The organism is Arthrobacter glycogeni (assembly GCF_054511155.1).
In genome coordinates, this window is sequence record NZ_JBTNDE010000016.1 from 12,396 (window position 1) to 35,956 (window position 23,561).

A 23,561-nucleotide genomic window follows, 5' to 3' on the forward strand; every position below is an offset into this window, starting at 1 on the left:
TAGTCGCGGGGCGGTTGTTGACGGTCCGGCCACCGCCCCGATATCCTGAACGAACGGTCAGTAATTAATCTGCGACCGACTTCAACGCACATTTGACGCTCACAGTGAGGTGACCACCATGGCAACAGCACCAGCGGTTGACCAGACGCCGTCCGAAACGCCCGACGAGCAGGCCGGACGGGAGCAGTTCGAACGGCTTATCAGCGAGGACTCCCGGATTGAGCCCCGCGACTGGATGCCGGACGCCTACCGGAAGACCCTCGCCCGGCAGATCTCCCAGCACGCCCACTCCGAGATCATCGGCATGCAGCCCGAGGCCAACTGGATTTCCCGTGCACCCTCACTGAAGCGCAAAGCCATCCTCATGGCCAAGGTCCAGGATGAGGCCGGTCACGGCCTGTACCTCTACTCGGCCGCTGAAACCCTCGGCACGCCGCGGGACAAGATGACCGAAGACCTGATCGCCGGCAAGGCCCGCTACTCCAGCATCTTCAACTATCCGGCAGTGACCTGGGCAGATATGGGTGCCATCGGCTGGTTGGTCGACGGCGCCGCGATCGCCAACCAGGTACCCCTCTGCCGGGCCTCCTACGGCCCCTATGGCCGGGCCATGGTGCGGATCTGCAAGGAAGAATCCTTCCACCAGCGCCAGGGCTTCGAGATCCTGCTGGAACTCGCCAACGGCACGCCCGCCCAGAAGGAGATGGCGCAGGACGCCGTCAACCGCTGGTACGCCCCCTCACTGATGATGTTCGGCCCACCCGACGACGATTCGCCCAACTCCAAGCAGTCCATGGCCTGGAACATCAAGCGGTTCTCCAATGATGAACTCCGCTCACGCTTCGTCGGCATGATGGTTGAGCAGGTCAAGGTCCTCGGCCTGACCCTCCCCGATGACCAGATCCGGTTCAACGAGGACACCCAGCAGTGGGAGCACGCACCCCTGGACTGGAACGAGTTCAAGGAGGTCCTCGCCGGCCGGGGGCCCTGCAACGCCCAGCGGATGGAACGCCGCCGCGAGGCCCACGAAGACGGCGCCTGGGTACGCGAAGCAGCGGCAGCCTACGCCGACAAGCGTGCCACAGCAGCAGCACAGCAGAAGGCGGCCTAGATGACCGGCGGTTCAACCACAGGCGACGACGGCTCCGCGGCGCCGGCGCCCGCGGTTCCCCAGAAGCGTCAGCCCTGGCCCCTGTGGGAGGTCTTCGTCAGGTCTTCCCGCGGACTATCCCACGTTCACGCCGGTTCCTTGCACGCGCCCGACGCCGAGATGGCCGTCCGGAACGCCCGTGACCTGTACACCCGGCGCAACGAGGGCGTCAGCCTGTGGGTGGTCCCGGCGTCGTCGATCATCACCAGCGACCCCGACGCCAAGGGGCAGTTCTTCGAATCCCCGCAGGGCAAGGACTACCGGCACGCCACGTACTACACGAAGAGCGACGGGGTGAGGCACCTGTGAGTGAATCGAACGCCAGCGCGACCCGGATCACCCCGGGCAACGCGCTGCGCCCCGAGGACATTGCCGCATCGGACCTGAAGCCGAGCATCGACGTCGCAGAATACGCACTGCGCCTGGGCGACGACTCACTGATCCTGGCCCAGCGGCTCGGCTGGTGGATCTCCCGGGCGCCCGAGCTGGAAGAGGATGTGGCCCTCGGCAACATTGCCCTGGACCTGATCGGCCACGCGCGGTCCTTCCTCAGCTATGCCGGCCACGGCCTGGACAAAACCGAGGACGATCTCGCCTACTTCCGCCGCGAACCGGAATTCCGCTGCGCCCACCTCTTCGTGCAGCCCAACGGCGACTTCGCCCGTACCATCGCCCGCCAGCTGGTGGTCTCGCACTACCAGTTCGAGCTCTACTCCCGGCTCGTGCATTCCACTGATCCGACGCTCGCGGCCATCGCCGCGAAGGCCGTTAAAGAAGTCGACTACCACCGCGACCACAGCAGCCAGTGGGTGCTGCGTCTCGCCCTCGGCACCGATGAGTCCCGCCGCCGGATGATCGCCGGCCTCAAGCTGACCTGGCCCTACGTCGAGGAACTGTTCGTTGACGACCAGCTCTTCGATACGCTCGGCGACGCCGCCGTCCGCCCGAGCACCCTCCGGGCTCCCTTCGATTCGCTCATCGCCGCCCTCTTTACCGAGGCCGAGCTTGAGATACCCGCCGTCCCAGGCGCCGTGGGCGGCGGCCGCGCCGGACGGCACAGCGAACATCTGGGCTACCTGCTGGCCGAGATGCAGGTGCTCGCCCGCGAGCATCCCGGCGCCACCTGGTAGGCCAGGTGCAGCCATGAGTATCGACACATCCAGCATCGGCACCAATACCGCTCACCGGCCCGCCGACGCCGAAACCGCGAGGATCTGGGATATCGCCGCCACCGTGGTGGACCCCGAAATCCCCGTCCTCACCATCGAGGACCTCGGGATCCTGCGGGAGGCCCGGGTCGACGACGGCGCCATCACCGTAATCATCACTCCCACGTACTCGGGGTGCCCGGCGATGGACGCCATCCGGGACGACGTCGTCAGCGCTCTCTCGGCCCACGGCCACAACGACGTCCAGGTGCGTCTCACCCTCGCCCCGGCCTGGACCACCGACTGGATGACCAGTGCAGGCAAAGCCAAACTCGATGAGTACGGCATAGCGCCACCCACCGGCCTCGCCGCGGCCGGCCCCGTCCGGGTGGGGCTCAGCGTGAAGTGTCCCCAATGTTCCTCCCTCAATACCCGCGAACTCACCCGCTTCGGTTCCACGTCCTGCAAGGCGCTCTACGTCTGTCAGGACTGCAAGGAACCCTTCGACTACTTCAAGGTGCACTAGATGGCAGTCAAGCTCGCCCCGTCCACCCAGCGCCGCACGGCCTTCAACGAGCTCACCGTCGCCGAGGTCCGGCGGCTCACGGGCGACGCCATTGAGGTGACCTTCGCCGTCCCCGAGCACCTGGCCGGCAAATACAACTACCTGCCCGGCCAGTACGTTGCCCTGCGCACCACTCTCGACGTCGACGGCTCCCCCGTGGAGGTGCGCCGCAGCTACTCCATCTGCGCTGAGCCGCGGCCCGGCGAGATCCGGGTGGCCATCAAAAGGGATCTCGGCGGCGTTTTTTCCAGCTGGGCGAACGAGTTCCTGAAGGCCGGCGACCGGCTCGACGTGATGAGCCCCATGGGTCAGTTCATCTCCAAACACGAGATGACCGAACTCAACCGGCCCGAGCACCTACACAAAAACCTCACCGTCGCCGGGGAGACCACCTTCGTCGCCGTGGCAGCAGGGTCGGGGATCACCCCGGTGATCGCCATCGCCCGCACCGCGCTCGCCGCCAGCGACAACGTGCGCTTCGACCTGATCTACGCCAACAAAGCAGCGATGGATGTGATGTTCCTCGAGGAACTCGCCGACTTGAAGGACCGCTATCCCGCACGGTTCGCCCTGCACCACGTGTTATCCCGCGAGCAGCGCATCTCCCCGTTGCTGAGCGGTCGAATCGATGCGGACAAGCTGGAGAAACTGTTGGGCACCGTGATCCGGACTGACGACGTCGACGAATGGTTCCTCTGCGGTCCCTTTGAACTCGTCCAGTTGTGCCGGGACACCCTGGGGGAGCGCGGCGTCGCCCCCGAAAAGATCCGGTTTGAGCTCTTCTCCAGTGGCGAGCCCAGTCGCCCCGAAGGGCAGATCGGCCGTCCAGTCCGCGCCGAGGACGACGGCGAAAATTTCACTATCTCGTTCAACCTCGACGGGCTGCAGGGCACGGTGTCCAGCCCCACCCGCGCGAGGGAGTCAATTCTCAATGCCGCACTCCGGGTCAGAGCCGACGTCCCGTTCGCCTGCGCCGGTGGTGTCTGCGGGACGTGCCGCGCGAAGTTGGTCACCGGCACGGTAGAGATGGAAGAGAACTACGCGTTGGAGCCCGACGAGATCGAAAAGGGCTACGTCCTCACCTGCCAGTCCCGTCCCACCAGCGACACCGTGTCGGTGGACTACGACGCCTAAGTAAGCGAATCTGAGTATTCATCTCGTACGGCCAGAGTTTGCAGGGTGAGCTTCGCGGCCTCTGCGCGGTCCTCCACGGTTGTTGTGGGGATCACGAGCTGGTTGGTGTGGGCGATCATGGCCCGACAGCTGCGGCATTGAATGATTTCGGCTGACGGGTGTCGACGACCCGACCTGTGGCATCGAGAAAAACTTGCGGCGCGAAGGGGGAGGATGCGGTGACGCGGAACGTGTCGGTGGAAGGTGCCCCTGATTTGGGGCAAGGGGCACCCCTGTAGGACGCCTTCGTCCATCCCCACTGAAGGCGTTGCAACAGCCACCAAAGGGGCTTTTCACGAACATAGGAGCATCCCTCAAATTGGATAATCCCTATGCTGGCACGGTGAAGGTCGTTATTGCAGGTGGGTCTGGCGCCCTTGGGCGGCGATTGTGCGCCTTTTTACACGACCGAGGACACGACATTGTGGTTCTTACCCGTAATTCCCGAAAAAGGGCAGGGCCGCATCGATTGGTCCACTGGGACGGACGAACAATAGGCGACTGGGCCGCCGAGCTGGAGGGAGCAGCTGTTATCAACTTGGCGGGGGAGCTCGTCGACCGCCGCCCAACTACGGCGAACACAAGGCTGCTCACCGAATCCAGGGTTGAACCAACCAAGGCCCTCGCCAGAGCCGCAGCCGAACTTTGCAGTCCAGTCCCCGTGTGGGTTCAGGCATCCACGCTGGCCATTTACGGTGATGCCGGCGAGCGTTTACTTACCGAAGCGTCACCGTTTGCGGACGGCCCACCACAGATGGCCGGGGTAGCTCGCGCGTGGGAAGAGGCAGCGAACGGTGTCAATGCCTCCCGCAAGACCGTGCTGCGTACCAGTATCGTCCTTGATCGAGACACTCCGGCCTTGGATCGACTTCTTCTCCTGACGAGGCTTGGCCTTGGCAGACGAGTAGCGTCTGGGAAACAATGGTTTTCGTGGATCCACATTATGGACTGGCTGGCCATTGTCGATCAGGTGCTGTGCGATCCCGCTTTGGAAGGTATTGTGCTGGCCACGGCCCCCACGCCAGTTCGAAATGCTGAACTGATGACCTCGCTGCGGAGCGTACTGGGGCGGCCCGCGGCCCTTCCAACTCCGGAGGTTTTGGTGCGCGTGGGCGCTTGGGTGCTACGGACGGACCCCGCCCTAGCCTTATCCGGGCGCCAAGCAATCCCAGCTCGGTTGAGCCAACTAAATTTCAACTTCGTCCATAGCGACTTACGGGAAAGTCTAGAAGACCTGCTGTCCCGGCCTTGATACAGGTTATTCTGGCCTGCAAGGGCTGGCTGGGAATACCCAGAGCGCCCTGCGGTCATCGTCAGTAAACCGCACCGTCCTACCAACAGAAAGGTCTCCAGGTAAACCCTATTAACAAGAATCGGCACGAATCCCCTTCCGGGCATCGAGTGCGCTTTCGTGGGCAGAACCGCGTCGGAGGTGTGACAGGCGCTGAGGGACGCAGGGACCAAGCACGTCGTCCACGTCGCGACCTTCCCTTGTCCGTGGGCAAAGTTCCAGGTGGAAGTGCGTTGTGATGCAGGTAAGGCCGGGACGAATGCTTCCGTCCGTCGTCAGACCCATGATCGAGTCAGCTCTTTTGGGTGTGATCGCCGGCATGATGGGTCAAGTCCTCCTGCCCGAAGGCACCATGCTGAGCTCGGGTGTCGTGCCAGGGTTCATGGTGGGGATTGTTGGCGGTATTGTCCTCGTCTTCGCGCACCTGAGGACTAACACCAGGAGCACGCCATCAGCGGGACGCGGATGGCGAGTCTTGGTGTGGACCACTGTGTCGGCGGCGGCCGCATTTTGGGTAACGGCTTTTTGGACTTCGAACCCCCAGATCGCATGGTCGGGGCGCGTCATTCTTTGCGGCGGAGTAGCGATTGTTTATGGGTTCTTGACCTACCGCGCCCTAACCCCGAAACCGCAGTAAACGACTTCCTCCGGGCACCCACGCCAGATATCTCAGGCGCTCTTAGCGATCGTCTGAAGGCCACATATCCCGGTCAGGCACTCGAACCCCACGTCGGCAGCCTGGAACGCCGTCCGCCAGGTAGTTCCGGTGCGAAGATACATTTCGTGGTTGGGCGCAGGTCGATAGTCACCCGTGATGGTGTAACTCCCAGACCGGTAGACCAGAGCCTGCCAGTCATAAGGAACGGCCCCCGCCGCACAACCATCGGCGGGTCCGCCGCAACCTTCCACCGCTAGGCTGGGAAAAAATCACGGAAGGCTCTGGCAATGATTGAACTGACCATCGAGAACAATGTCGCCGAAATTGTTCTCAACGCTCCAGCGAAACTGAACTCCCTGGACGAGGAGGCGCTCGGCGGGCTATCCAACGCCTACGACGAAGCTGCCGAGGCCGCGGCCACCGGCGCCGTCCGGGCTCTGGTGCTCCGCGGCGAGGGCCGGGCTTTCTGCGCTGGTCGCGACATTTCCAACGTTCACCCCGAAACCGACGACGCCGTCGCCTACCTCGGCGGCCTCGTCACACCGTTACTGCGGAAGATGGCTGCATTCCCCGCGCCGACCTTCGCCGCAGCGCACGGGGCGTGCCTCGGCGTCGGGCTCGGCCTGTTGGTGGCCACCGACGTGGTCTACGTGGCCGAGGACGCAAAGCTCGGCTCGCCCTTCGCCAATTTGGGGGCCACTCTGGATTCGGGCGGACACTGGCTGTTCACCGAGCGGTTGGGAGCCCACCGCGCCCTTGACCTGATCTACACGGCCGAGCTGATGACCGGGGCCGACGCCGTAGCCGCCGGTCTGTTTAGCCGGGTGATGACCGCCGATGAGCTGCTGCAGCGCACCCGCGACACGGCGCAACGGGTCGCCTCAGGAGCAACCGGCGCGTTCCGGGCCTCCAAGGAACTCGTGGCGGCGATCCGCGACCGGCGGCTCGGCCTGTGGGAGTCCATCAGCGAGGAGAACAAGGCGCAGGGCGACCTGTGCGGCAGCGACGACTACGCCGAAGGATTCGCCGCCTTCCAGGACAAGCGCAAACCGGTTTTCAGAGGCTGAACGCGGTCGTCCGAGGGTCGGCGGTGCTCAGCGGCGCAGAGATCTCCTGGGGGAGCCACTGCTCGGTGGGTCGCCCCAGCAGGTAGCCCTGGCCGAAGTCGCACCCCAGCCCGTGGAGCGACTGAGCCTGGCTGGTGGTCTCGATTCCCTCCGCTACCACTCGCAGCTTGAGGGCATGCGCGAGTCCGATGACCGCGTTGACGACGGCGAAGCTTTCCCGGCGTCGGGCATTGTCGTCGAGGCCAGCAGTGAACGAGCCGTCGATTTTCACGGTATCTACGGGGAATTGGGCGAGGTAGGACAGCGACGAGTAGCCGGTGCCGAAGTCGTCGATCGCCAGGTGCACCCCTGTGGCGCGCAACTGGGTAAGCGTGGTCCTGGCGCGGTCGAGATTGACCATCAGGACACTCTCAGTGATCTCCAGGCCCAGGGCGCTGCCGGGAAGGTGGTGCGCGTCGAGGGCGCGGCGGACCGTGGCGGCGAAGTCGGGGCTCCGCAGTTCAAACGCTGACACGTTGACCCACACCACCGGGCAGTCAACACCTGTAGCCCGTCGTCTGCCGACCTCGCGCAGGGCTTCCTCCAGCACCCAGGCGCCGAGGTCGTTGATCAGGCCGGTCTCCTCGGCCAGATCGATGAATTCGGCAGGCATCAGCAGCCCGCGAACGGGATGCTGCCACCTGACCAGAGCCTCAAGGCCCACTACTTCACCGTCGGCGAGGCTCATCTCGGGCTGGTAATGCAGGCGAAGCTGCCCCTCGCGGATGCCCTGTAGCAGGTCGCTCTCCAATTGGGCGCGGGTTTTCACTCGGTTGCACTGCCCTTTGTCGTACACGGAGGACCGGTTTCGACCCTGTTCCTTGGCCGCGTACATGGCGTCGTCGGCGTCGCGGAGCATCTGAGAGGTGGTGGTGTGTTCGGCGCCCGAGAGGGCGATGCCAATGGATGCGGAGACGAAGACCTCGACTCCACCCACCAAGATGGGCGGCTTGAAGGCTGAGAGAATCCTGGCCGCCGCGGCCGTGGCCTGCTCGTTGGACGTGTCAAGGCACAGCACCACAAATTCGTCCCCGCTCAGCCGGGCCACCGTGTCGGCGGGGCGCACTGCTGACTGGAGCCGGCGGGCCACTTCCGTAAGAACGCTGTCGCCGGCCTGGTGCCCATACGTATCATTGATGGCCTTGAACCGGTCCAGGTCGCAGAACAGGACGGCGACGGCGGTTTCGTTACCCCGGGCAGCGCTGAGGGTCTGACCAAGGCGGTCCACCAGCAGGGCGCGGTTCGGGAGGCCGGTCAGCGTGTCATGCAGCACCTGATGCTGCAGCATCGCCTCAAAAGCCTTCCGGTCGGTGATGTCCTCGATGTGGTCGATCAGCATCCCGGGGCCGCCGTCGTCGTCGGGCACCATTGAGGAGGAGTGCAGGATGCCCACCACAGCGCCGTCGGCATGAAGGAAGCGGGTTTCGTGCCGCCGTCGGCCGGAGACCCCGCGCAGCAGCGACCGGCGCTGGCGTTCAGCGGGCTCCCGGTCATCCGGGTGCGTCAGCTCCTGCACCGACATGGTCAGGAGGGTTTGCTCGTCGCGGCCCAGCAGCTCGGTCAGCGCCCGGTTGACCTGGATGAATTCACCGGTGGGCGACGTCACCGCCATGCCGATCGGGGCGTCGTCGAAAGCGCTCCGGAAGCGTTGGTTCGACTTTTCCAGTTCCAACTCGGTCAGCTTGAGGCCGGTGATGTCGCTGCACGCCAGCACCAGCGAGCTGACGGGATCAGCGCCGGTCGCGTCAAGGTCGGCGATGCTTACCTCAAACCAGTGCCAGTCGCCGTTACGGTGGCGCAGACGGAGCTCGGTAATGGAACTGCGGCCTAGCCGAAGTCCGGGAGGGGCGGCCAAAAGATCACGGGCGCTGCGGCTGTCGTCGGGGTGCACCAGCTCAAGAAAGGGTCCTCCGGTCAGCGCCACGGCCGGCGTACCCAGCAGCTGTTCGGAGGTGGGGCTGACCGATGTCACCAGGTGCTGATTGTTGAGAATGACCAGTAGGTCCGATGTGTTGGCCAACATCGTCTGCACAGCAATCTCGCGGTGCTTTCGGTGGGTGATGTCGCGCTGGATAGCGATCCAGTGGGTGAACCAGCCCCGCGAATTGGCGACGGGGGTGATGCTGATCTGGACCCAGAACTCCCGCCCATCCTTATGGACATTAAGCAGCTCCACTTCGACCGGCTCCCACGCTTTGAGGGCAACGCGCAGCCGATCCAGTTCCGTCCGGTCTGTCTTCGGCGACTGCAGGATGCGCGGGGTTTTGCCGACGATCTCGTGCGGTTGGTACCCGGTCATTCGGGTGAAAGCAGGGTTGACGTAGATGACTTCGGGTCCGCCCGAGGGGAGATCGATGGGTTCTGCCCTGGTCACCAGGACCACATCATTGGCATTGACCACAACCGATTCAAACAATGCCGCTGCCTTCGCGTCTGGAATACCAACTGTCTCGCGCACTCCAGTACCTGGCACGCCGTTCTCAACCATGCTGTTCCCCTTTTGATGCCAGCCCGTTGGCGGCACGTTCAGACCGTCTACGGTGGCCGGTGATCGTATTAAACCATAGAGCGGAATGGAGCAGGTTGAGGCTGCGGATCGCCCTCGTCCGACGAATGCCTGGATGCGAACGTTTATAACTTTTCGGAAAATCTTTATAAGAATGTCGACTTTTACAGTATTTTCCCCAGGCAATGACTTTTACTGGTTAGGTGGTCAAGGGACGGTTCAGCAGCGTCTCATGGGGGAGGATGACATTCAGAACGGGATGTCACCACCAGTCAGGATCCGTCCCTTGACCATACCTACCGATGCCCTGGCTACTCAGCGAGCGTCAATGTCTTCGAAGACGAGGAAGGTCTGGGTGTCCATCACGCCCGGCATCGATTGCAGCTGGTCGAAGATAACCCGTCGGAGCCCCACGTTGTCTTCGGCCCGCACCAACAGGATGACGTCGAAGTCCCCGCCCACCAGGGCGATGTGGTGAATTTCCGGGATGAGGCAGAGCTGTTCCCGAAGCTCCCGCCACGCGTGCTGCTGAACCTTGAGGGTGACGTAGGCGGAGGATCGGAGCCCGGCTTTAATGGGGTCGATCAGCGTAGTGAATTTGGTGAGTACCCCCGATTCGGTGAGCCGGGCGATCCTCGAGTAGGCGTGTGCGCGGGAAATATGAACGTTTTCCGCCACCGCGGTCACCGACAGCCGACCGTCCCGGGTGAGCTCGGCCAGGATCCGCCGGTCCACTTCGTCCAAAGGTTTGTCCACCATTCGTCCACACCTTTCCACGTAACCCAGCTCACAATGACAATTCGTCCACAATAGTTCACCGTCGATGAAATATGGTCCACACCTATGCCCCCTAGTAGATACGAAAAGCCGCCGAAGTTCATAATTGACTACACAGTATCCAACTCCCGGCACCATCCGGGTGCGTAGGAACAGGCGAACCACCGCCCCACCGGGCGGAAAGACGGAGGCGGAGATGACCATCTCAGGCGGCAATCACATGGCCCACGGCACTGTAAACACCACCGAGCGGTCCGGGGCTGCCGAGGCGGACATGCTGCCCTCGGACGTCCCGGTGCAACTGGTGGACCCGAACGGGATTCACACCCCCAACGACGCCTATCCGCTACCCGACGCCGAAAGCCTTCTAGCGGCCTACCGGAAGCTCGTCATCGGTCGTCGGATCAACGATCAGGCGAATGCTCTGGTCCGGCAGGGTCGGATGGCCGTCTATCCCTCATCCCACGGCCAGGAGGCCTGCCAGGTGGCGGCCGCCGTCGTCATCGACCAGCAGGACTGGCTGTTCCCCACCTACCGTGACACGGTCGCCGTGATCACCCGCGGGGTGGACCCGCTGGAAGTCCTCACCCTGCTGCGGGGCGATTGGCATTCCGGTTATGACCCGCTGAAGCACAAGGTCGCCACCCAGGCCACCCCGCTGGCCACCCAGCTGTTGCATGCCGTTGGGGTGGCGCACGCCGCGAAGCTCAAGGGCGAGGACACCGTGGTGCTCGCGCTGTGCGGCGACGGCGCCACCAGTGAGGGTGACTTCCATGAGGCGCTGAACTTCGCGGCTGTTTTCCACGTCCCGGTGGTCTTCCTCATCCAGAACAACGAGTACGCGATCTCTGTGCCGCTGAAATCGCAGACGGTGGCGCCATCGCTCGCCCATAAGGCGATCGGGTACGGCATGCCGGGGGAGCGGGTGGACGGCAACGACCTCGCCGCCCTCCTTTCGGTGCTCGGTCGGGCGGTGAACAGGGCGCGCGACGGCGGCGGCCCGTCCCTGATCGAAGCCCACACCTACCGGATGCAGGCTCATACCAACGCCGACGATCCGTCCCGCTACCGCTCGGCCGACGACGTCGAGAAGTGGGTCCCCAAAGACCCGCTCAGCCGGATGCGCACCTACCTGCGCGGGCTGAACCTGCTCGACGACGACGGCGAGACCAGCATCGCCGCCGACGCCGAGGAAATGGCAGCCACCCTCAGGGACGGGCTCAATACCGATCCAGTGGTGGACCCGGAAGACCTGTTCAACTATGTCTTTACCGAAAAAACCAGCCAGCTGCGCGAACAGGCTGATCTGTTGCGCGGAGAACTCAGCCGCGAACAGCCCTCCGAGGACGTGTCCCCATGACCGACATCACCGAACGGGTGCGAAACAACGCGCCAGCCCCGACGCAGCCCGAACCGCGCACCGTCCAGCCAGTCACTTTCGCCAAAGCGCTGAACGCCGCGCTCGCCGACGCGATGGCCGCCGACCCGTCAGTGGTGATGTTCGGTGAGGACGTCGGAGCGTTGGGTGGGGTCTTCAGGATCACCGACGGGCTCACCGCGCGTTTCGGCACCGGGCGCTGCTTCGACACCCCGTTGGCCGAAGCCGGCATCATGGGGATGGCCGTGGGGATGGCGATGAACGGGATGCGTCCGGTGGTGGAGATGCAATTCGATGCGTTTGCCTACCCCGCTTTCGAGCAGGTCGTCAGCCACGTCGCGAAAATGCCGAACCGCACGAAGGGCAAAGTTAAACTGCCGATCGTGATCCGGATTCCGTACGCTGGTGGAATTGGCGGGGTTGAACACCACTGCGATTCGTCCGAGTCCTACTACGCTCATACTCCTGGTCTGACGGTGCTGGCCCCAGCAACAGTCAGGGACGCGTACACGATGCTGCGTGAGGCGATCCGCTACCCGGACCCGGTGGTCTTCCTCGAACCGAAAAAACTGTACTGGTCCAAGGAAGTCCTCGACCTGGAGGAACTCCGCGACACCTTCGAGTCCGCCGCTGCGACGCCGTCCATCGGCCGCGCGGTGGTCGCCCGTGCCGGAACTGACGCCACGCTCGTGGCCTACGGTCCGTCGGTGCCCACCGCCCTGGCCGCCGCCGCCGCTGCCGCGGAGGAGGGACGCTCGCTTGAGGTCGTCGATGTGCGTTCTATCGTCCCGTTCGACGACGAAACCGTGTGCGCCAGCGTGCGCAAGACCGGCAGGGTTGTCGTCATCGCTGAGGCACCAGGGTTCGCGTCGGTGGCGGCCGAGATCGTGGCGCGCATCCAGGAACGTTGCTTCCACTCGCTGGCGGCACCGGTCCGGCGTGTCACAGGGTTCGATGTGCCCTACCCTTCGCCAAAGCTGGAACACTTCTTCCTACCAAGTGTTGACCGTATTCTCGACACCGTCGACGAACTGCAGTGGGAGGACCAGGCGTGAGTGCTACGACCACCAGCGCTGCTGCGACCGGTGCAGCCCTCCAGATTTTCAACCTGCCCGATCTGGGTGAGGGCCTCACCGAGGCGGAGCTGGTGAATTGGCTGGTTGCCGAGGGCGACGTCGTCGTCGTGGACCAGGCCATTGCCGAAGTGGAAACCGCAAAATCTATGGTGGAGGTGCCGTCACCGTTTGCCGGGGTCGTGGAAAAACTCCACGGCCGCGCGGGCGAGACGATGGACGTGGGGAAGCCGCTCATTTCAGTGCGCGCGGTCGGAACACCCGATGCGACCGAGCCCGACGGCGGCTCACCCGTCGGCTTCCAGCCGACCTCGGCGGGAGAGACGTATCGCAAGGAGGAACGGGCCGGGATCACCCTGCCCGGAAACGCTGCACCAGTATCCGCGTCAGCACCCGATGAGGGCTCCGGCAACGTTCTGATCGGCTACGGCACCCCCGGGGGAATCACCTCCGGCCGGCGAAGGCGCCCCAAAATCCAGCCGGTCACAGACCACGGACGGGCTCCGACGGCCGGCCGGTCTGCGACCCAGGGGTTTTCCCGCGACTCGGCACCGAATGCGCCCCTGTCCGGTGCCCCCTTATTCATCTCGCCGCTGGTGCGCAAACTGGCCAGGGACGCGGGCCTCACCGCGGCAGACCTTACCGGATCGGGCACCGGCGGACTGGTGCTGCGCCGGGACGTGGAGCACGCCATTAGCCGCGACACTGGACGGTTGAAGGGCCAGCCGACTGGTGTCGACCTCGACGCCGGCGGCCTCCTGGGCGACGCAGGATCGAGGGCCTCAGCGGGTGGGATAGCAGGCACAGATCTCCGATCCGGGCTTGCTGTCACCTCCCGGATCCCGGTCAGGGGGGTACGGAAGGCGGTGGCCGAGACGATGTCGCGTAGCCGCCGGGAAATCCCCGAGGCGACCGTTTGGGTGGATGTGGATGCCACGGCGCTGATGGACCTCAGGGCGTCCCTCAAGCGTTCACACCCGGAGAACACGCCCGGGCTGCTGGCCTTTGTTGCCCGGTTCGTGACCGCAGGCCTGGCCCGGTATCCGGAGCTGAATACCCGCTTCCTCACCGATGGTCAGGGTCGCCAGGAAATCCTCAGCGTCGAGGGAGTCAACCTGGGAATTGCCGCCCAGACCGACCGCGGGTTGATGGTTCCGTGTGTGCGCCGCGCCGACACCCTGAGTGCCCGAGACCTGGACGCAGAGATCCGGCGTCTTGCCGCCGTCGTGCGGGCGGGTAAGGCGACACCCGCCGAGCTGACCTCGGGGACGTTCACCCTGAATAATTACGGCGTGTTCGGCGTGGATGGGAGCGCTGCGATCATCAACTACCCCGAAGCTGCGATCCTGGGCATCGGCCGGATCATCGACCGGCCCTGGGTGGTCGACGGTGCATTGGCGGTCCGGAAAATCACCGAACTCACCCTTACCTTCGACCACCGGGTCTGTGACGGCGGGGTTGCTGGCGGCTTCCTCCGTTATGTTGCGGACGCTATCGAGAATCCGGGCAGCGTGCTTGCGGACCTTTGAAGCGCGCGGCACAGCGGTAACCACCCCGCTCATCGGGCCGGTAGCAGCCCCCGAATTCCACGTCATGACCTTCAACATCCGACGGTCCATGCCTCATTTGCTGCCCGGGAACCGGGATTCCTGGACCGTGCGGGCGCCACTGGTGACGCGACTCCTCAGCGATGAGCAGCCCACGCTACTCGGAGTGCAGGAAGCGCTGCCGTCCCAGTTGGACGCTGTGCGCGCGGGGCTCGGGCCCAGCTACGCCGGCATCGGGAAGGGGCGTAACGCGGACGGCAACGGCGAACAGTGCCCACTGTTCTATGACCGGCGTCGGCTGACGCTGCTGAGCTGGGAGCAGTTGGCCTTGTCCAACAGCCCAACAGTTCCCGGCTCGGCGTCGTGGGGTAACCGGATCCCGCGGATCGCGGTTAGTGCCGTGTTCAGCGATCAGACCACCGGGAAGGAATTCGGGGTCATCAACACACACCTCGATCATCTGTCCCGCCGGTCGCGCCTGTACTCGGCGGACACCCTGCGCCACCGGGTGCGGGACTCCCGGCTTCCCGGCATCGTGATGGGTGACTTTAACATCGACGCGCCCTCGGGCCCCTACGACATTCTGACCGGGTCGGGGATCCTGCAGGACACCTGGCCCGCGGCACACCGTCAGCTCACCGAACAGTGGGGCACCTTTCCGCACTATCGAAAACCTCAGCGGGGCACTAAAAGGATCGACTGGATCCTCTCCAGCCCCGGCTTCACCGTGCTGCGGGCGGGAATCAACGTCACCCGGTACGGTGGGGCGTGGCCGTCCGATCACGCACCAGTGCAGGCTGTCCTGCTGCCGGGTGCGGGAGTCAGGGCGTGAGCGGTCGGCATACCCCAAGCAGTCGAGAGGAATAGATGTCCGAAACCCCAGTGGCAAACACCGAACCGGGTGACACCGGATCGGTGGATACTACGTCCCGTTGGCGGGAGGTCGGGCAGCGGACGTGGATCCTGCGCGACGCCGGATATGGCGTCAACATTGGGCTGGTGGTGGGCACCGAGCGCGCACTGGTCATCGAGACCGGTGCTGGCCCCGCGCAGGCGGCAGCCATTCTGGACGCCGTGCGGGAGCTGACGAGCCTGCCCGTGACGGCGGTGAACACACACTCGCATTTCAGCCACGCGTCCGGCAATGCCTACTTCGCCGCCCACGGCGTTGACGACATCTGGGCCACAGCGCGCTGCGCCGGGGACCTCGCGGAGACCGGCGAGCGCCAGCGTCCGCTCGCCAGTGGCCTTGAGCCTGCCATGACGGATGACGCCGGCCCCCACACGTCCATCCGCCCCGCGAACCGGGTGGTGGAGGGCAGCCCGGTCGACCTCGATTTGGGGGGTATCTCGGTCACCTTGTTTCACCTGGGGCGGGGTCACACCGACAACGATCTCCTGGTTGGCGCCGGCAGTGTGCTGTTCACCGGCGATCTGGTCGAAGAGGGCGGCGACCCTGGATTCGCTGACTCCTACCCTGCTGATTGGATCCGTACCCTCGGCAAGATCGCCGCGCTGGAGGATCTTTACGACGTTTTTGTCCCCGGCCACGGAAACCCCGTCGGGGTTGAATTCGTTACTGCCCAGCTGTACAAGATGCGGACCGCAGTGCGCGTCACGAAGGTGGCCATGGACGAAGCATCAGTGGACATGACGAAGGCCATTCCGATCCTGCCCTACGGTCCAGAACAGTCGCGGGCACTCCTGATCCGCCTGCGTACGCTGGCGCAGTGGAAGTGGTAGCGGGCTGCCACCCGCTGACGAAGCCTCCGCCGGGCAATCCGTAACCTCGCCCGTGACGAACCTCATAGCAAAGAGGATATGGTGCTATCGGCGCCCGGGGCTTCGGAGAGCAGCTCCGATCGGGATCCTTCAGGAAAGGGTAATCATGGACATCCGCAAGAGCGTTATGGGAATACTTCTGGCCGGAGCACTGGTTGGAGTTGCCGGCTGTGGCGCGTCGGAGGATTCCGGCAGCCCGGACCCGGCCCCGGAAACCACCACCACCAGCCCCGCAACCGAGGCTGAGGAAACCACCGAAGCCCCAACCGAGGCGACCGAGGAGGAAAGCGCCTCCGAGGAACCCGAGGCGGCCGTCGAAGAGGTCACCATCACCATCACCGATTTCAAGTATGAGATCTCCGGCCCAGTGGCCCCGGGCGCCGAGGTGACGGTCATCAACAACGACTCGGCCGCGCACACGGTGACGTCCGACGAGGAGGGAATGTTTGACTCAGTGTTCGGCCCAAACGAGACGGTCACCTTTACAGCTCCGGACGAGCCCGGAGACTATTCCTTCATCTGCACCTACCACCCAGCGATGGTCGGCACGCTGGTCGTCGAAGGATGAGTAACGCCGCCCCCGTCCGGACCCGAAAGGGGCCGGCGCTGGTGTGGCTGAGGGTGGCAATCGCCGTCGGGCTCGCGATCGACGCTTTCGTCCACATCCAACTGGCCCCCAACTACCAGATGGCCTTTCCCGGAGGAATCGGCGGCGGGAACCTGTTCCGCATCCAGGCAGCCGCGGCGATCCTCGCTGCCCTCTATGTGCTGATCCGTGGCAGCCGGCTTTCCTATCTCATAGCCGCTGTGGTTGCGTTGTCGGCGTTCGCCGCCGTTGTGCTGTCGGTGTACGTTCAGTTGCCGGCGATCGGGCCCATTCCGGCGATGTACGAGCCGATCTGGTTCTTCGACAAGGCGCTCAGCGCCGTCGCCGAAGGAATTGCAGGGATGCTCGCTGTGGTCGGTATGATCCTGGTCGGGCGACGTACCAGGGGACGCTAAGAGGTTCAACAGTTGGGACGGCCCGCAGAGGCCGGCCCAGCTTTGCGCTGCCCGATGACTAGAGTGGAGGGCGTGCCGCCGGAACCGTTCAAGCTCAGGACGATTGCCGTTGGGGCTTACGGCCCGTCGCTGCTGTACGGGATGGCGTCCGGTGCGATCCTCCCGGTGATAGCACTGTCCGCCCGCGATCTGGGGGCAGATATCGCGACTGCTGCCCTGGTCATCACCCTGACCGGGATCGGCTCGCTGATCACCAATGTTCCGGCCACGCTCATTGCCGCCCGGTTTGGTGAACGCCGGGCACTGGTAGGCGCTTCCCTGTGGTGCGCGGCGGCAATGGTGCTGGGTCTACTGGCCCCCAACCTCGCAGTATTTGCGGCAGCTATCTTCATGGTCGGGATGGCCGGCGCCGTGTTCGGGCTGGCCCGCCAGAGCTACCTCACTGAGGCGGTACCCATCCAGCTCCGGGCCCGGGCGCTATCCACCCTAGGCGGTGTGACGCGGATCGGGGTCTTCCTCGGCCCGTTCGCCGCCGCCCTGATGATGAGCTTCGCCGGGTTGGCCGGCGCGTACTGGGTGGGCGCCGGAGCTGCCCTTATGGCGGCTGCGCTAAGCAGTAGAGTCCCCGAACTGTGCGCTTCCGGGCGGGCTGCCACGACTGGATACGGCGCGGTTCCTGCTGCTGATCCGCCGATGGTACCCACCGTCCGGTCGATCCTGCGTTCGCACCGGCGGATCTTCACCACTGTGGGAGTAGGGGTGATGCTGATCGCTGCAACCCGGGCCACCCGTCAGGCGGTGCTGCCGCTCTGGGCGCAGGATATAGGTCTGGACGTCACGACCACTGCCCTGATCTACGGCCTGTCCGGTGCGATTGACATGCTGGTTTTCTACCCCGCAGGCAAGCTCATGGACGTCAAAGGACGCCGCTGGGTCGCTGTTCCCTCCATGCTCACCATGGGGGTAGCCCTGATCCTCCTGCCATTCACCGCAGACGCGGTGGGGCTATTGCTGGTCGCCCTGCTGATCGGATTCGGCAATGGCATCGGGTCTGGCATCGTGATGACCCTCGGCGCCGACTTCTCACCAAACCCCGGCCGCCCCCAGTTCCTGGGCATCTGGCGACTCCTGGGCGACATCGGCACCATGGCCGGACCAGGAATCCTCGCGGCGGTCACCGCCGTCGCCACGCTCTCGGCGGGAATCTGGGCGACCGGTGGCCTGGGCATGGCAGCGGCCGCTGTGCTGTGGCGTTGGGTTCCGACGCGCAGGCCGACGTCGGCGACCCGGAACTAGGGCTCGCGCCGTCGCGCCTGGTGAGCGAAGAGGCAGCCTGCAGCGGCGCTGAGGGTGAATCCCACTCCCACGATCATCGATAACCCGGACCAGAAGAACAGGGGAATCTGCGCGGTTCCTGGCATTGGCGCAGGACCGATGAGTTGGACGTACAGGTAGAGGACTACCCCAAGCGCCAGACCGGCGACGCCCGCTGCCCAGCACAGGGTGAGCCAGAGCTTTAAGGCCGCCCAGTGCTCGCCGAAGCCGCTCCACACGTTCCAGGCGTTGCCCAACCGCATGATCATCAGACCGCCCAGCAGGGTCCAGGCGCCCACGACGAGGAATGCGGCAATAACATCGGCTGGGCGGTGCCACAGATTGAGGAACGTCGCCGCGCCCGCCGCCACCGAGTAGGCGCCACCCGCAGCAGCGGCAAGGGGCCGCCACCGGGGCGTCACGACCAGGAAGATTGCCGCCGCCGCGGAGGCGGCAAGGGTCGTGTGACCGGACGGGAGCGAGTTGAAGTCGAGGGTCGGCACCCCACGGTCGGGACGGTCGAACAGTTGGTTCTTGAGAACCTGGGTGGTGAGGTTCGCCCCGGCGATTGTTCCGAGGGCAATGGCCGCGGCCGACCAGCGCTGCCTGCGCAGGGTGACGAACAGGATCACCGCGGCAGCGATCAGGACCGAGAGTGCCGGCAGGCTATCGAGGAACTGCAGGAAAGGCTCCTGAGTATCCGGTGCGGCGAAACCGGCTTCACGCCATGCCGATTCGTCGGCGAATTGGCCGGTACTGGTTCGCACGAAAGCCCAGTAGGTCCAGGCCAGGGCCAGGGCACAGAGCAGCGAACCCAGGAGGAACAAGGCTGGGTTTCGTGCGGCAGGAAGTCGCCGCCCCGTCGAGTTCGCGGATTTCTGTGAGCTCACCCTGCAAGACTTTCACACCGGCGTCTCACTTCTGCAATCCAATCGTGATCTTGTCGGGGCCACGACAGCCCGCTGACCCGGGACAATAAGTCCATGAGACAGAAAGCTGTGTTTTTGTCGGTCTCCCTGGCCTCGGCCGCGGTGATTTTGTCGGCGTGCGGAGTGGTCGGGGTTCCCGCCTCGGCGCCCTCGGATTCTGATTCTTCACGTTCTTCTGGTGCGCCGGCGCCGGACTCGTCGCCCACTCCCTCAACGGCACCGAGCGGCATCGCCGCAGCAGGGGAGGTGCTCGCGCAAGGAACCATTCTGCAGCAGGGCGACTCGCTGCCACAGCTGTGCCTGGGTGGTGTTGCCGAGTCCTATCCGCCGCAGTGTTCCGGGCCGGATCTGCTCAACTGGGACTGGGATGCGGTGGACCAGGAAGAGACAGCTTCAGGGGTGACCTGGGGCGCGTACGCTCTGCAGGGTACCTGGGATGGCACCGCCTTCACCCGGACGGGCATCGCGACACCGCTCTCGCTGTACGACCCGATCGCTGACCTCGATCCGAGATTGGACCCGGCCAACCCCGGCCCCGGCAACCAGGCCGACCTCGAGCAACTTCAGGAGGAACTGTTCACCACTGTGGGACCCTCGATCGTGGGTTCTACCGTGTCCAACGGCTACCTCGTCGTCACGGCCATCTATGACGACGGCACCCTTCAGGAACGCTACGACGCCGAATATGGCCCCGACACGGTGATTGTTCAGTCGGCGCTTCGACCGGTTCCCTGACCCATCGCCGGCCGCCCCCCGGTGACGGGTGAGTCGCGTAACCTCAATGTGTGAGCACTTTCCCCTCCGCTGCCGAACTTCGTTCCTCCGCCCGGGTGGTGTCGATCCCCATGCGGGTCAAGTTCCGAGGCGTGCTGCTCCGCGAGGCTCTGCTGGTGCACGGGCCAGCGGGCTGGGGCGAGTTCAGCCCCTTCCCCGAATACCACGACGCCGAGGCCGCGCCCTGGTTGCGGGCGGCCATCGAAGCCGGCTGGGAGGGATTCCCTCCTGCTCTCAGATCACGGGTGGCAGTCAACGCGACCGTCCCTGCTATCCCGGCCGTCGACGTCGAGTCGGTTCTGGCGCGGTTTGGTCCGGTCACTGCCGTCAAGGTGAAGGTTGCGGAGCGCGGCCAGACCCTCGCGGACGATCTGGCGCGCGTCGCCGAGGTCCGACGATTGCTGCCGGCGGCTGGCCTGCGGGTGGACGCGAACGGCGGATGGACGGTCCCGGAGGCGGTGACGGCGTTGAAGGCGCTCGCCGCCCACACCCTCGAGTATGCTGAGCAGCCGGTCATGTCAATCGACGGGCTCCGGGAGGTCCGGCTCGAGCTGCGCCGTCGTGGCATCCCGGTCCTGATCGCCGCCGATGAATCGGTTCGCAAGGAAGCGGATCCGCTGCGCGTCGCACGGGAGGATGCCGCCGATCTGCTGGTGATTAAGGCCGCACCGCTCGGCGGTGTTCGCCGTGCCCTCGAGATCGTCGCGCAGGCCGGGCTTCCCGTCGTCGTCAGCTCGGCCCTCGATACGTCGGTGGGGATCAGTGCTGGCGTGGCTCTCGCTGCGGCCCTCCCCGACTTGCCCTATGCCTGTGGGCTGGGCACGGTGTCGCTGATGCGTGGTGATGTGGCAGTGAACCCGCTGGTTCCCGCCGGCGGCTGGCTGCCGACAGAACCGGTGCGGGTGTCCGAGGGGCTGCTGGAGCGGTACGCCGCCGATCCTGAACGTATTGCCTGGTGGCTGGACCGGCTGGAGCGCACCCGGGCGATCCTCGGCGGCGCCTGAATCTCTCTGCGCGTCCAGGGGTGTACTCCCGGAAACCGGCGACTGGCCTGCGGGCGGCCAAGCGGAGGAGGAAGTTCACCTGCTCGTTACCTCAGAGGCCCACGGAGTTTGCCTGAGCTTGGCAGAGTGGAACCCGCTCACCCTGTTCCACTGCTGGAAGGCACCACCATGAGTGACACAAAGAAGCGTTTGCTGCCCATGCTTGGCCACACCAACGGGAAGCGCAGTGCCGTCACCTGCGCGTTGAAGTGCGACAACGCATGTGCATCGGCGGTCTGCAACACGACAGACAACAGCTACTTCCGGGACATCGTCTCAACCGAGTTTTCCCGACGGAACGTCCTCGGCGTCGGCACCGTAGGGGCCTTGGCTCTCATCGTGGGCGGTGGGCAGGCAGGCACCCAACTGGCCCCGGCCGGTCCTCAACTGGCGCCCGCCGTCGCCGTGCAAAGGCGCGGGCCCCGCAGCGACCTCAAGTTCACGCCGATCCGTCCGGTGGATGCGCTGGTCGATGACTTTACGGTGCCGAAGGGCTTCGCCTGGCAGCCTGTGATCCGCTGGGGCGACCCACTGTTCCGTAACTCTCCCGAGTTCGACGTCTTCAACCAGTCGGCGGCTGCGCAGGAACTGCAGTTCGGCTACAACTGCGACTACACGGACATCCTCGATCTGCCGGGAAGTAAAAGGCGGCGGGCGGTGATGTTCGTCAATCACGAGTACACCAACGAGCCCATCATGGTGCCACCCACGATGCCTGCCGCCGAGGTGCGCGGCATCGGCCGCGCCGCTCACGGTCTGACGGTTGTCGAGCTGGAACGAAAGAATGCGTCGAAGCCCTGGAAGTATGTGCAGGGCGCACCGCTGAACCGCCGCTTCCTGCTGGACACCCCCTATGAACTGACCGGTCCCGCCGCCGGATCTGATCTGGTCAAGACCATCGACGACCCAGCGGGCCGCACCATTCTCGGAACCCTCGGCAATTGCGCTGGCGGCACCACACCCTGGGGAACCATCCTGTCCGGGGAAGAGAACTTCAACGGGTACTTTGTTAGCCCGGGAACCAGCGCCTCGGACCGCCGGTACGGGCTCACCGCGAAGCCGACAGCCCGCGGCTGGGAGCTTGACGAGCCTCGGTTGGACACCCGCAACCCGGGGTATCAGAACGAAACCAACCGCTTCGGCTACATCGTTGAGGTTGACCCCTTCGATAGCAAGTCGACGCCGAAGAAGCACTCGATGCTGGGTCGCTTCAAGCACGAGGGCGCCAACGTGATCGTGGCCGGTGACGGCAGGGTGGTCGCCTACTCCGGCGACGACGAGCGGTTCGACTACCTCTATAAGTTCGTATCCAAGAACCGGATGGACACCTCCGGCACGCCCTCCGCCCGGCGGAAGAACATGTCTTTGCTCTCCGAAGGGTCACTCTATGTGGCACGGTTCCAGGGCAATTCGACGGTGGAGATCGACGGGTCGGGCAGGGTGCCGACCGACGGGTCGTTCGACGGCGTCGGAGAGTGGCTGCCACTGATTATCAACAACGAGTCGGCCGTGTCGGGGATGAGCGCAGCAGAAGTGGCCGTCTACACCCGGCTGGCAGCTGACAAGGTGGGGCCCACCAAGATGGATCGGGCGGAGGACGTCGAGCCCAACCCACGCACCGGCAAGGTTTACGTGGCCTGCACGAACAATACGAATCGCGGTGTCGGTGCCAACTCACCCGCCGACGAGGCGAATCCGCGAACCGCCAACCGGTCGGGCCACGTAGTCGAAATTACCGAGAACGGCGGGGACCAGACGTCAGCACGGTTCACCTGGAACCTCCTGATGGTCTGCGGGGACCCGGCCAAGGATCCCACCGTTTACTTCAGTGGTTTCCCGGCGGACAAGGTGTCGCCCATCTCGTGCCCGGACAACCTGGCGTTTGATTCGGTGGGCAACCTGTGGATCTCCACTGATGGACAACCCGGTACCATCGGGTACTGCGATGGCCTGTTCCAGGTCACGCTTGAGGGTGAGGAACGCGGCAAGGTAGAGCAGTTCCTGGCGGTGCCCCGGGACGGCGAGACGTGCGGACCGATCATCAAAGACCAGGACCGTCACGTCTTCGTCGCCGTCCAACATCCGGGCGAGGACGGGGTCTGGGGAAACCAGACCTCCCTCTTTCCCGACTATGTGGCCGAGGGCAGCGAACCGCGCCGGGGAGATGCCGCAGTGCCCCGACCATCAGTGGTGCAGGTGTTTCCAGGCGACAACAAGCGCCGCGGTCGTGGCCGAGGCCGCGGAAAGTCGCGCGACGATGACAACCGCGGCGGCAGGGAAGCGAAAGCGTAGGGCGACTGTTCGCCACCTCCGCTGAACGCGACCTCCGATCCGGGGGTGGCCAG

At 64.8% G+C, this 23,561-nt stretch carries 21 protein-coding genes; 18 read left to right on the forward strand and 3 right to left on the reverse strand.

All coding sequences use genetic code 11. The annotated features are described in order from the left end of the window. The first annotated feature begins 118 nt into the window (after positions 1–118). From paaA to ACX80O_RS11855, 7 genes are all read left to right on the forward strand, one after another. Positions 119–1,111 (forward strand): 1,2-phenylacetyl-CoA epoxidase subunit PaaA, encoded by a 993-nt coding sequence (paaA, locus tag ACX80O_RS11825; RefSeq protein ID WP_459308061.1) that lies wholly within the window; start codon positions 119–121, stop codon positions 1,109–1,111. Beyond that, positions 1,112–1,459 (forward strand): 1,2-phenylacetyl-CoA epoxidase subunit PaaB, encoded by a 348-nt coding sequence (paaB, locus tag ACX80O_RS11830; protein ID WP_459308062.1) that lies wholly within the window; start codon positions 1,112–1,114, stop codon positions 1,457–1,459. Beyond that, positions 1,456–2,280 (forward strand): 1,2-phenylacetyl-CoA epoxidase subunit PaaC, encoded by an 825-nt coding sequence (paaC, locus tag ACX80O_RS11835; protein ID WP_459308063.1) that lies wholly within the window; start codon positions 1,456–1,458, stop codon positions 2,278–2,280. The genes paaB and paaC overlap by 4 nt, the downstream gene beginning before the upstream one ends. A 13-nt stretch (positions 2,281–2,293) precedes the next feature. After that, positions 2,294–2,824 carry a 1,2-phenylacetyl-CoA epoxidase subunit PaaD gene (paaD, locus tag ACX80O_RS11840; RefSeq protein ID WP_459333571.1) on the forward strand — a complete coding sequence of 177 codons (531 nt, stop codon included), beginning with the start codon at positions 2,294–2,296 and terminating at the stop codon, positions 2,822–2,824. After that, a complete protein-coding gene (gene paaE, locus ACX80O_RS11845) occupies positions 2,825–3,997 on the forward strand; it encodes a 1,2-phenylacetyl-CoA epoxidase subunit PaaE (RefSeq protein ID WP_459333572.1) in 1,173 nt (390 codons plus the stop codon). Positions 3,998–4,379: 382 nt separating this feature from the next. Further along, positions 4,380–5,288 carry a TIGR01777 family oxidoreductase gene (locus tag ACX80O_RS11850; RefSeq protein WP_459333573.1) on the forward strand — a complete coding sequence of 303 codons (909 nt, stop codon included), beginning with the start codon at positions 4,380–4,382 and terminating at the stop codon, positions 5,286–5,288. Between the two features lie 984 nt (positions 5,289–6,272). Then, complete coding sequence (locus ACX80O_RS11855) at positions 6,273–7,052, forward strand: enoyl-CoA hydratase/isomerase family protein (protein WP_459333574.1); 780 nt, start codon at positions 6,273–6,275, stop codon at positions 7,050–7,052. Here the strand turns inward: ACX80O_RS11855 and ACX80O_RS11860 are convergent. Both ACX80O_RS11860 and ACX80O_RS11865 read right to left on the reverse strand, forming a co-directional pair. Continuing rightward, the gene (locus ACX80O_RS11860; protein WP_459333575.1) at positions 7,042–9,579 is read right to left on the reverse strand and encodes a sensor domain-containing protein; all 2,538 of its coding nucleotides are present in this window, start codon (positions 9,577–9,579) and stop codon (positions 7,042–7,044) included. The two genes, ACX80O_RS11855 and ACX80O_RS11860, sit on opposite strands and share 11 nt — an antisense overlap. A 333-nt stretch (positions 9,580–9,912) precedes the next feature. Beyond that, on the reverse strand, positions 9,913–10,356 hold the full coding sequence (locus ACX80O_RS11865; protein WP_459308069.1) for an Lrp/AsnC family transcriptional regulator: 444 nt from the start codon (positions 10,354–10,356) through the stop codon (positions 9,913–9,915). 214 nt (positions 10,357–10,570) lie between these two features. Between ACX80O_RS11865 and pdhA the strand changes: the two genes are divergently transcribed. The 8 genes from pdhA (at position 10,571) to ACX80O_RS11905 (ending at position 18,452) form a co-directional block, all read left to right on the forward strand. After that, positions 10,571–11,734, forward strand: a complete 1,164-nt coding sequence (gene pdhA, locus ACX80O_RS11870) for a pyruvate dehydrogenase (acetyl-transferring) E1 component subunit alpha (protein WP_459308070.1) — start codon at positions 10,571–10,573, stop codon at positions 11,732–11,734. After that, complete coding sequence (locus ACX80O_RS11875; RefSeq protein WP_459333576.1) at positions 11,731–12,807, forward strand: alpha-ketoacid dehydrogenase subunit beta; 1,077 nt, start codon at positions 11,731–11,733, stop codon at positions 12,805–12,807. Before pdhA ends, ACX80O_RS11875 begins: the two co-directional genes overlap by 4 nt. Beyond that, positions 12,804–14,354, forward strand: coding sequence for a dihydrolipoamide acetyltransferase family protein (locus tag ACX80O_RS11880; protein ID WP_459333577.1), 1,551 nt, complete (start codon positions 12,804–12,806; stop codon positions 14,352–14,354). The genes ACX80O_RS11875 and ACX80O_RS11880 overlap by 4 nt, the downstream gene beginning before the upstream one ends. Beyond that, positions 14,341–15,204 (forward strand): endonuclease/exonuclease/phosphatase family protein, encoded by an 864-nt coding sequence (locus tag ACX80O_RS11885; RefSeq protein WP_459308073.1) that lies wholly within the window; start codon positions 14,341–14,343, stop codon positions 15,202–15,204. The genes ACX80O_RS11880 and ACX80O_RS11885 overlap by 14 nt, the downstream gene beginning before the upstream one ends. A 35-nt stretch (positions 15,205–15,239) precedes the next feature. Next, positions 15,240–16,115, forward strand: coding sequence for an MBL fold metallo-hydrolase (locus tag ACX80O_RS11890; RefSeq protein ID WP_459308074.1), 876 nt, complete (start codon positions 15,240–15,242; stop codon positions 16,113–16,115). Between the two features lie 145 nt (positions 16,116–16,260). After that, positions 16,261–16,722 (forward strand): cupredoxin domain-containing protein, encoded by a 462-nt coding sequence (locus ACX80O_RS11895; RefSeq protein WP_459308075.1) that lies wholly within the window; start codon positions 16,261–16,263, stop codon positions 16,720–16,722. Next, a complete protein-coding gene (locus ACX80O_RS11900; protein WP_459308076.1) occupies positions 16,719–17,156 on the forward strand; it encodes a hypothetical protein in 438 nt (145 codons plus the stop codon). The genes ACX80O_RS11895 and ACX80O_RS11900 overlap by 4 nt, the downstream gene beginning before the upstream one ends. A 54-nt stretch (positions 17,157–17,210) precedes the next feature. Continuing rightward, a complete protein-coding gene (locus ACX80O_RS11905; protein WP_459333578.1) occupies positions 17,211–18,452 on the forward strand; it encodes an MFS transporter in 1,242 nt (413 codons plus the stop codon). Here the strand turns inward: ACX80O_RS11905 and ACX80O_RS11910 are convergent. Continuing rightward, the gene (locus ACX80O_RS11910; RefSeq protein WP_459308078.1) at positions 18,449–19,360 is read right to left on the reverse strand and encodes a phosphatase PAP2 family protein; all 912 of its coding nucleotides are present in this window, start codon (positions 19,358–19,360) and stop codon (positions 18,449–18,451) included. The genes ACX80O_RS11905 and ACX80O_RS11910 overlap by 4 nt on opposite strands. A gap of 93 nt (positions 19,361–19,453) precedes the next feature. On the opposite strand from ACX80O_RS11910, the gene ACX80O_RS11915 reads away from it, so the two are divergent. From ACX80O_RS11915 to ACX80O_RS11925, 3 genes are all read left to right on the forward strand, one after another. Then, positions 19,454–20,134 (forward strand): hypothetical protein, encoded by a 681-nt coding sequence (locus tag ACX80O_RS11915; RefSeq protein ID WP_459333579.1) that lies wholly within the window; start codon positions 19,454–19,456, stop codon positions 20,132–20,134. A gap of 110 nt (positions 20,135–20,244) precedes the next feature. Next, positions 20,245–21,177 (forward strand): o-succinylbenzoate synthase, encoded by a 933-nt coding sequence (locus ACX80O_RS11920; RefSeq protein WP_459333611.1) that lies wholly within the window; start codon positions 20,245–20,247, stop codon positions 21,175–21,177. 168 nt (positions 21,178–21,345) lie between these two features. Next, a complete protein-coding gene (locus tag ACX80O_RS11925) occupies positions 21,346–23,508 on the forward strand; it encodes a PhoX family protein (protein ID WP_459308080.1) in 2,163 nt (720 codons plus the stop codon). Positions 23,509–23,561 lie beyond the last annotated feature (53 nt).

Coding starts and splice junctions, on each gene's coding strand:
- paaA (WP_459308061.1), top strand. CDS start 119: ATGGCAACAGCACCAGCGGTTGACCAGACGCCGTCCGAAACGCCCGAC.
- paaB (WP_459308062.1), top strand. CDS start 1,112: ATGACCGGCGGTTCAACCACAGGCGACGACGGCTCCGCGGCGCCGGCG.
- paaD (WP_459333571.1), top strand. CDS start 2,294: ATGAGTATCGACACATCCAGCATCGGCACCAATACCGCTCACCGGCCC.
- paaE (WP_459333572.1), top strand. CDS start 2,825: ATGGCAGTCAAGCTCGCCCCGTCCACCCAGCGCCGCACGGCCTTCAAC.
- ACX80O_RS11855 (WP_459333574.1), top strand. CDS start 6,273: ATGATTGAACTGACCATCGAGAACAATGTCGCCGAAATTGTTCTCAAC.
- ACX80O_RS11860 (WP_459333575.1), bottom strand. CDS start 9,579: ATGGTTGAGAACGGCGTGCCAGGTACTGGAGTGCGCGAGACAGTTGGT.
- ACX80O_RS11865 (WP_459308069.1), bottom strand. CDS start 10,356: ATGGTGGACAAACCTTTGGACGAAGTGGACCGGCGGATCCTGGCCGAG.
- pdhA (WP_459308070.1), top strand. CDS start 10,571: ATGACCATCTCAGGCGGCAATCACATGGCCCACGGCACTGTAAACACC.
- ACX80O_RS11875 (WP_459333576.1), top strand. CDS start 11,731: ATGACCGACATCACCGAACGGGTGCGAAACAACGCGCCAGCCCCGACG.
- ACX80O_RS11890 (WP_459308074.1), top strand. CDS start 15,240: ATGTCCGAAACCCCAGTGGCAAACACCGAACCGGGTGACACCGGATCG.
- ACX80O_RS11895 (WP_459308075.1), top strand. CDS start 16,261: ATGGACATCCGCAAGAGCGTTATGGGAATACTTCTGGCCGGAGCACTG.
- ACX80O_RS11900 (WP_459308076.1), top strand. CDS start 16,719: ATGAGTAACGCCGCCCCCGTCCGGACCCGAAAGGGGCCGGCGCTGGTG.
- ACX80O_RS11905 (WP_459333578.1), top strand. CDS start 17,211: ATGACTAGAGTGGAGGGCGTGCCGCCGGAACCGTTCAAGCTCAGGACG.
- ACX80O_RS11915 (WP_459333579.1), top strand. CDS start 19,454: ATGAGACAGAAAGCTGTGTTTTTGTCGGTCTCCCTGGCCTCGGCCGCG.
- ACX80O_RS11920 (WP_459333611.1), top strand. CDS start 20,245: ATGCGGGTCAAGTTCCGAGGCGTGCTGCTCCGCGAGGCTCTGCTGGTG.
- ACX80O_RS11925 (WP_459308080.1), top strand. CDS start 21,346: ATGAGTGACACAAAGAAGCGTTTGCTGCCCATGCTTGGCCACACCAAC.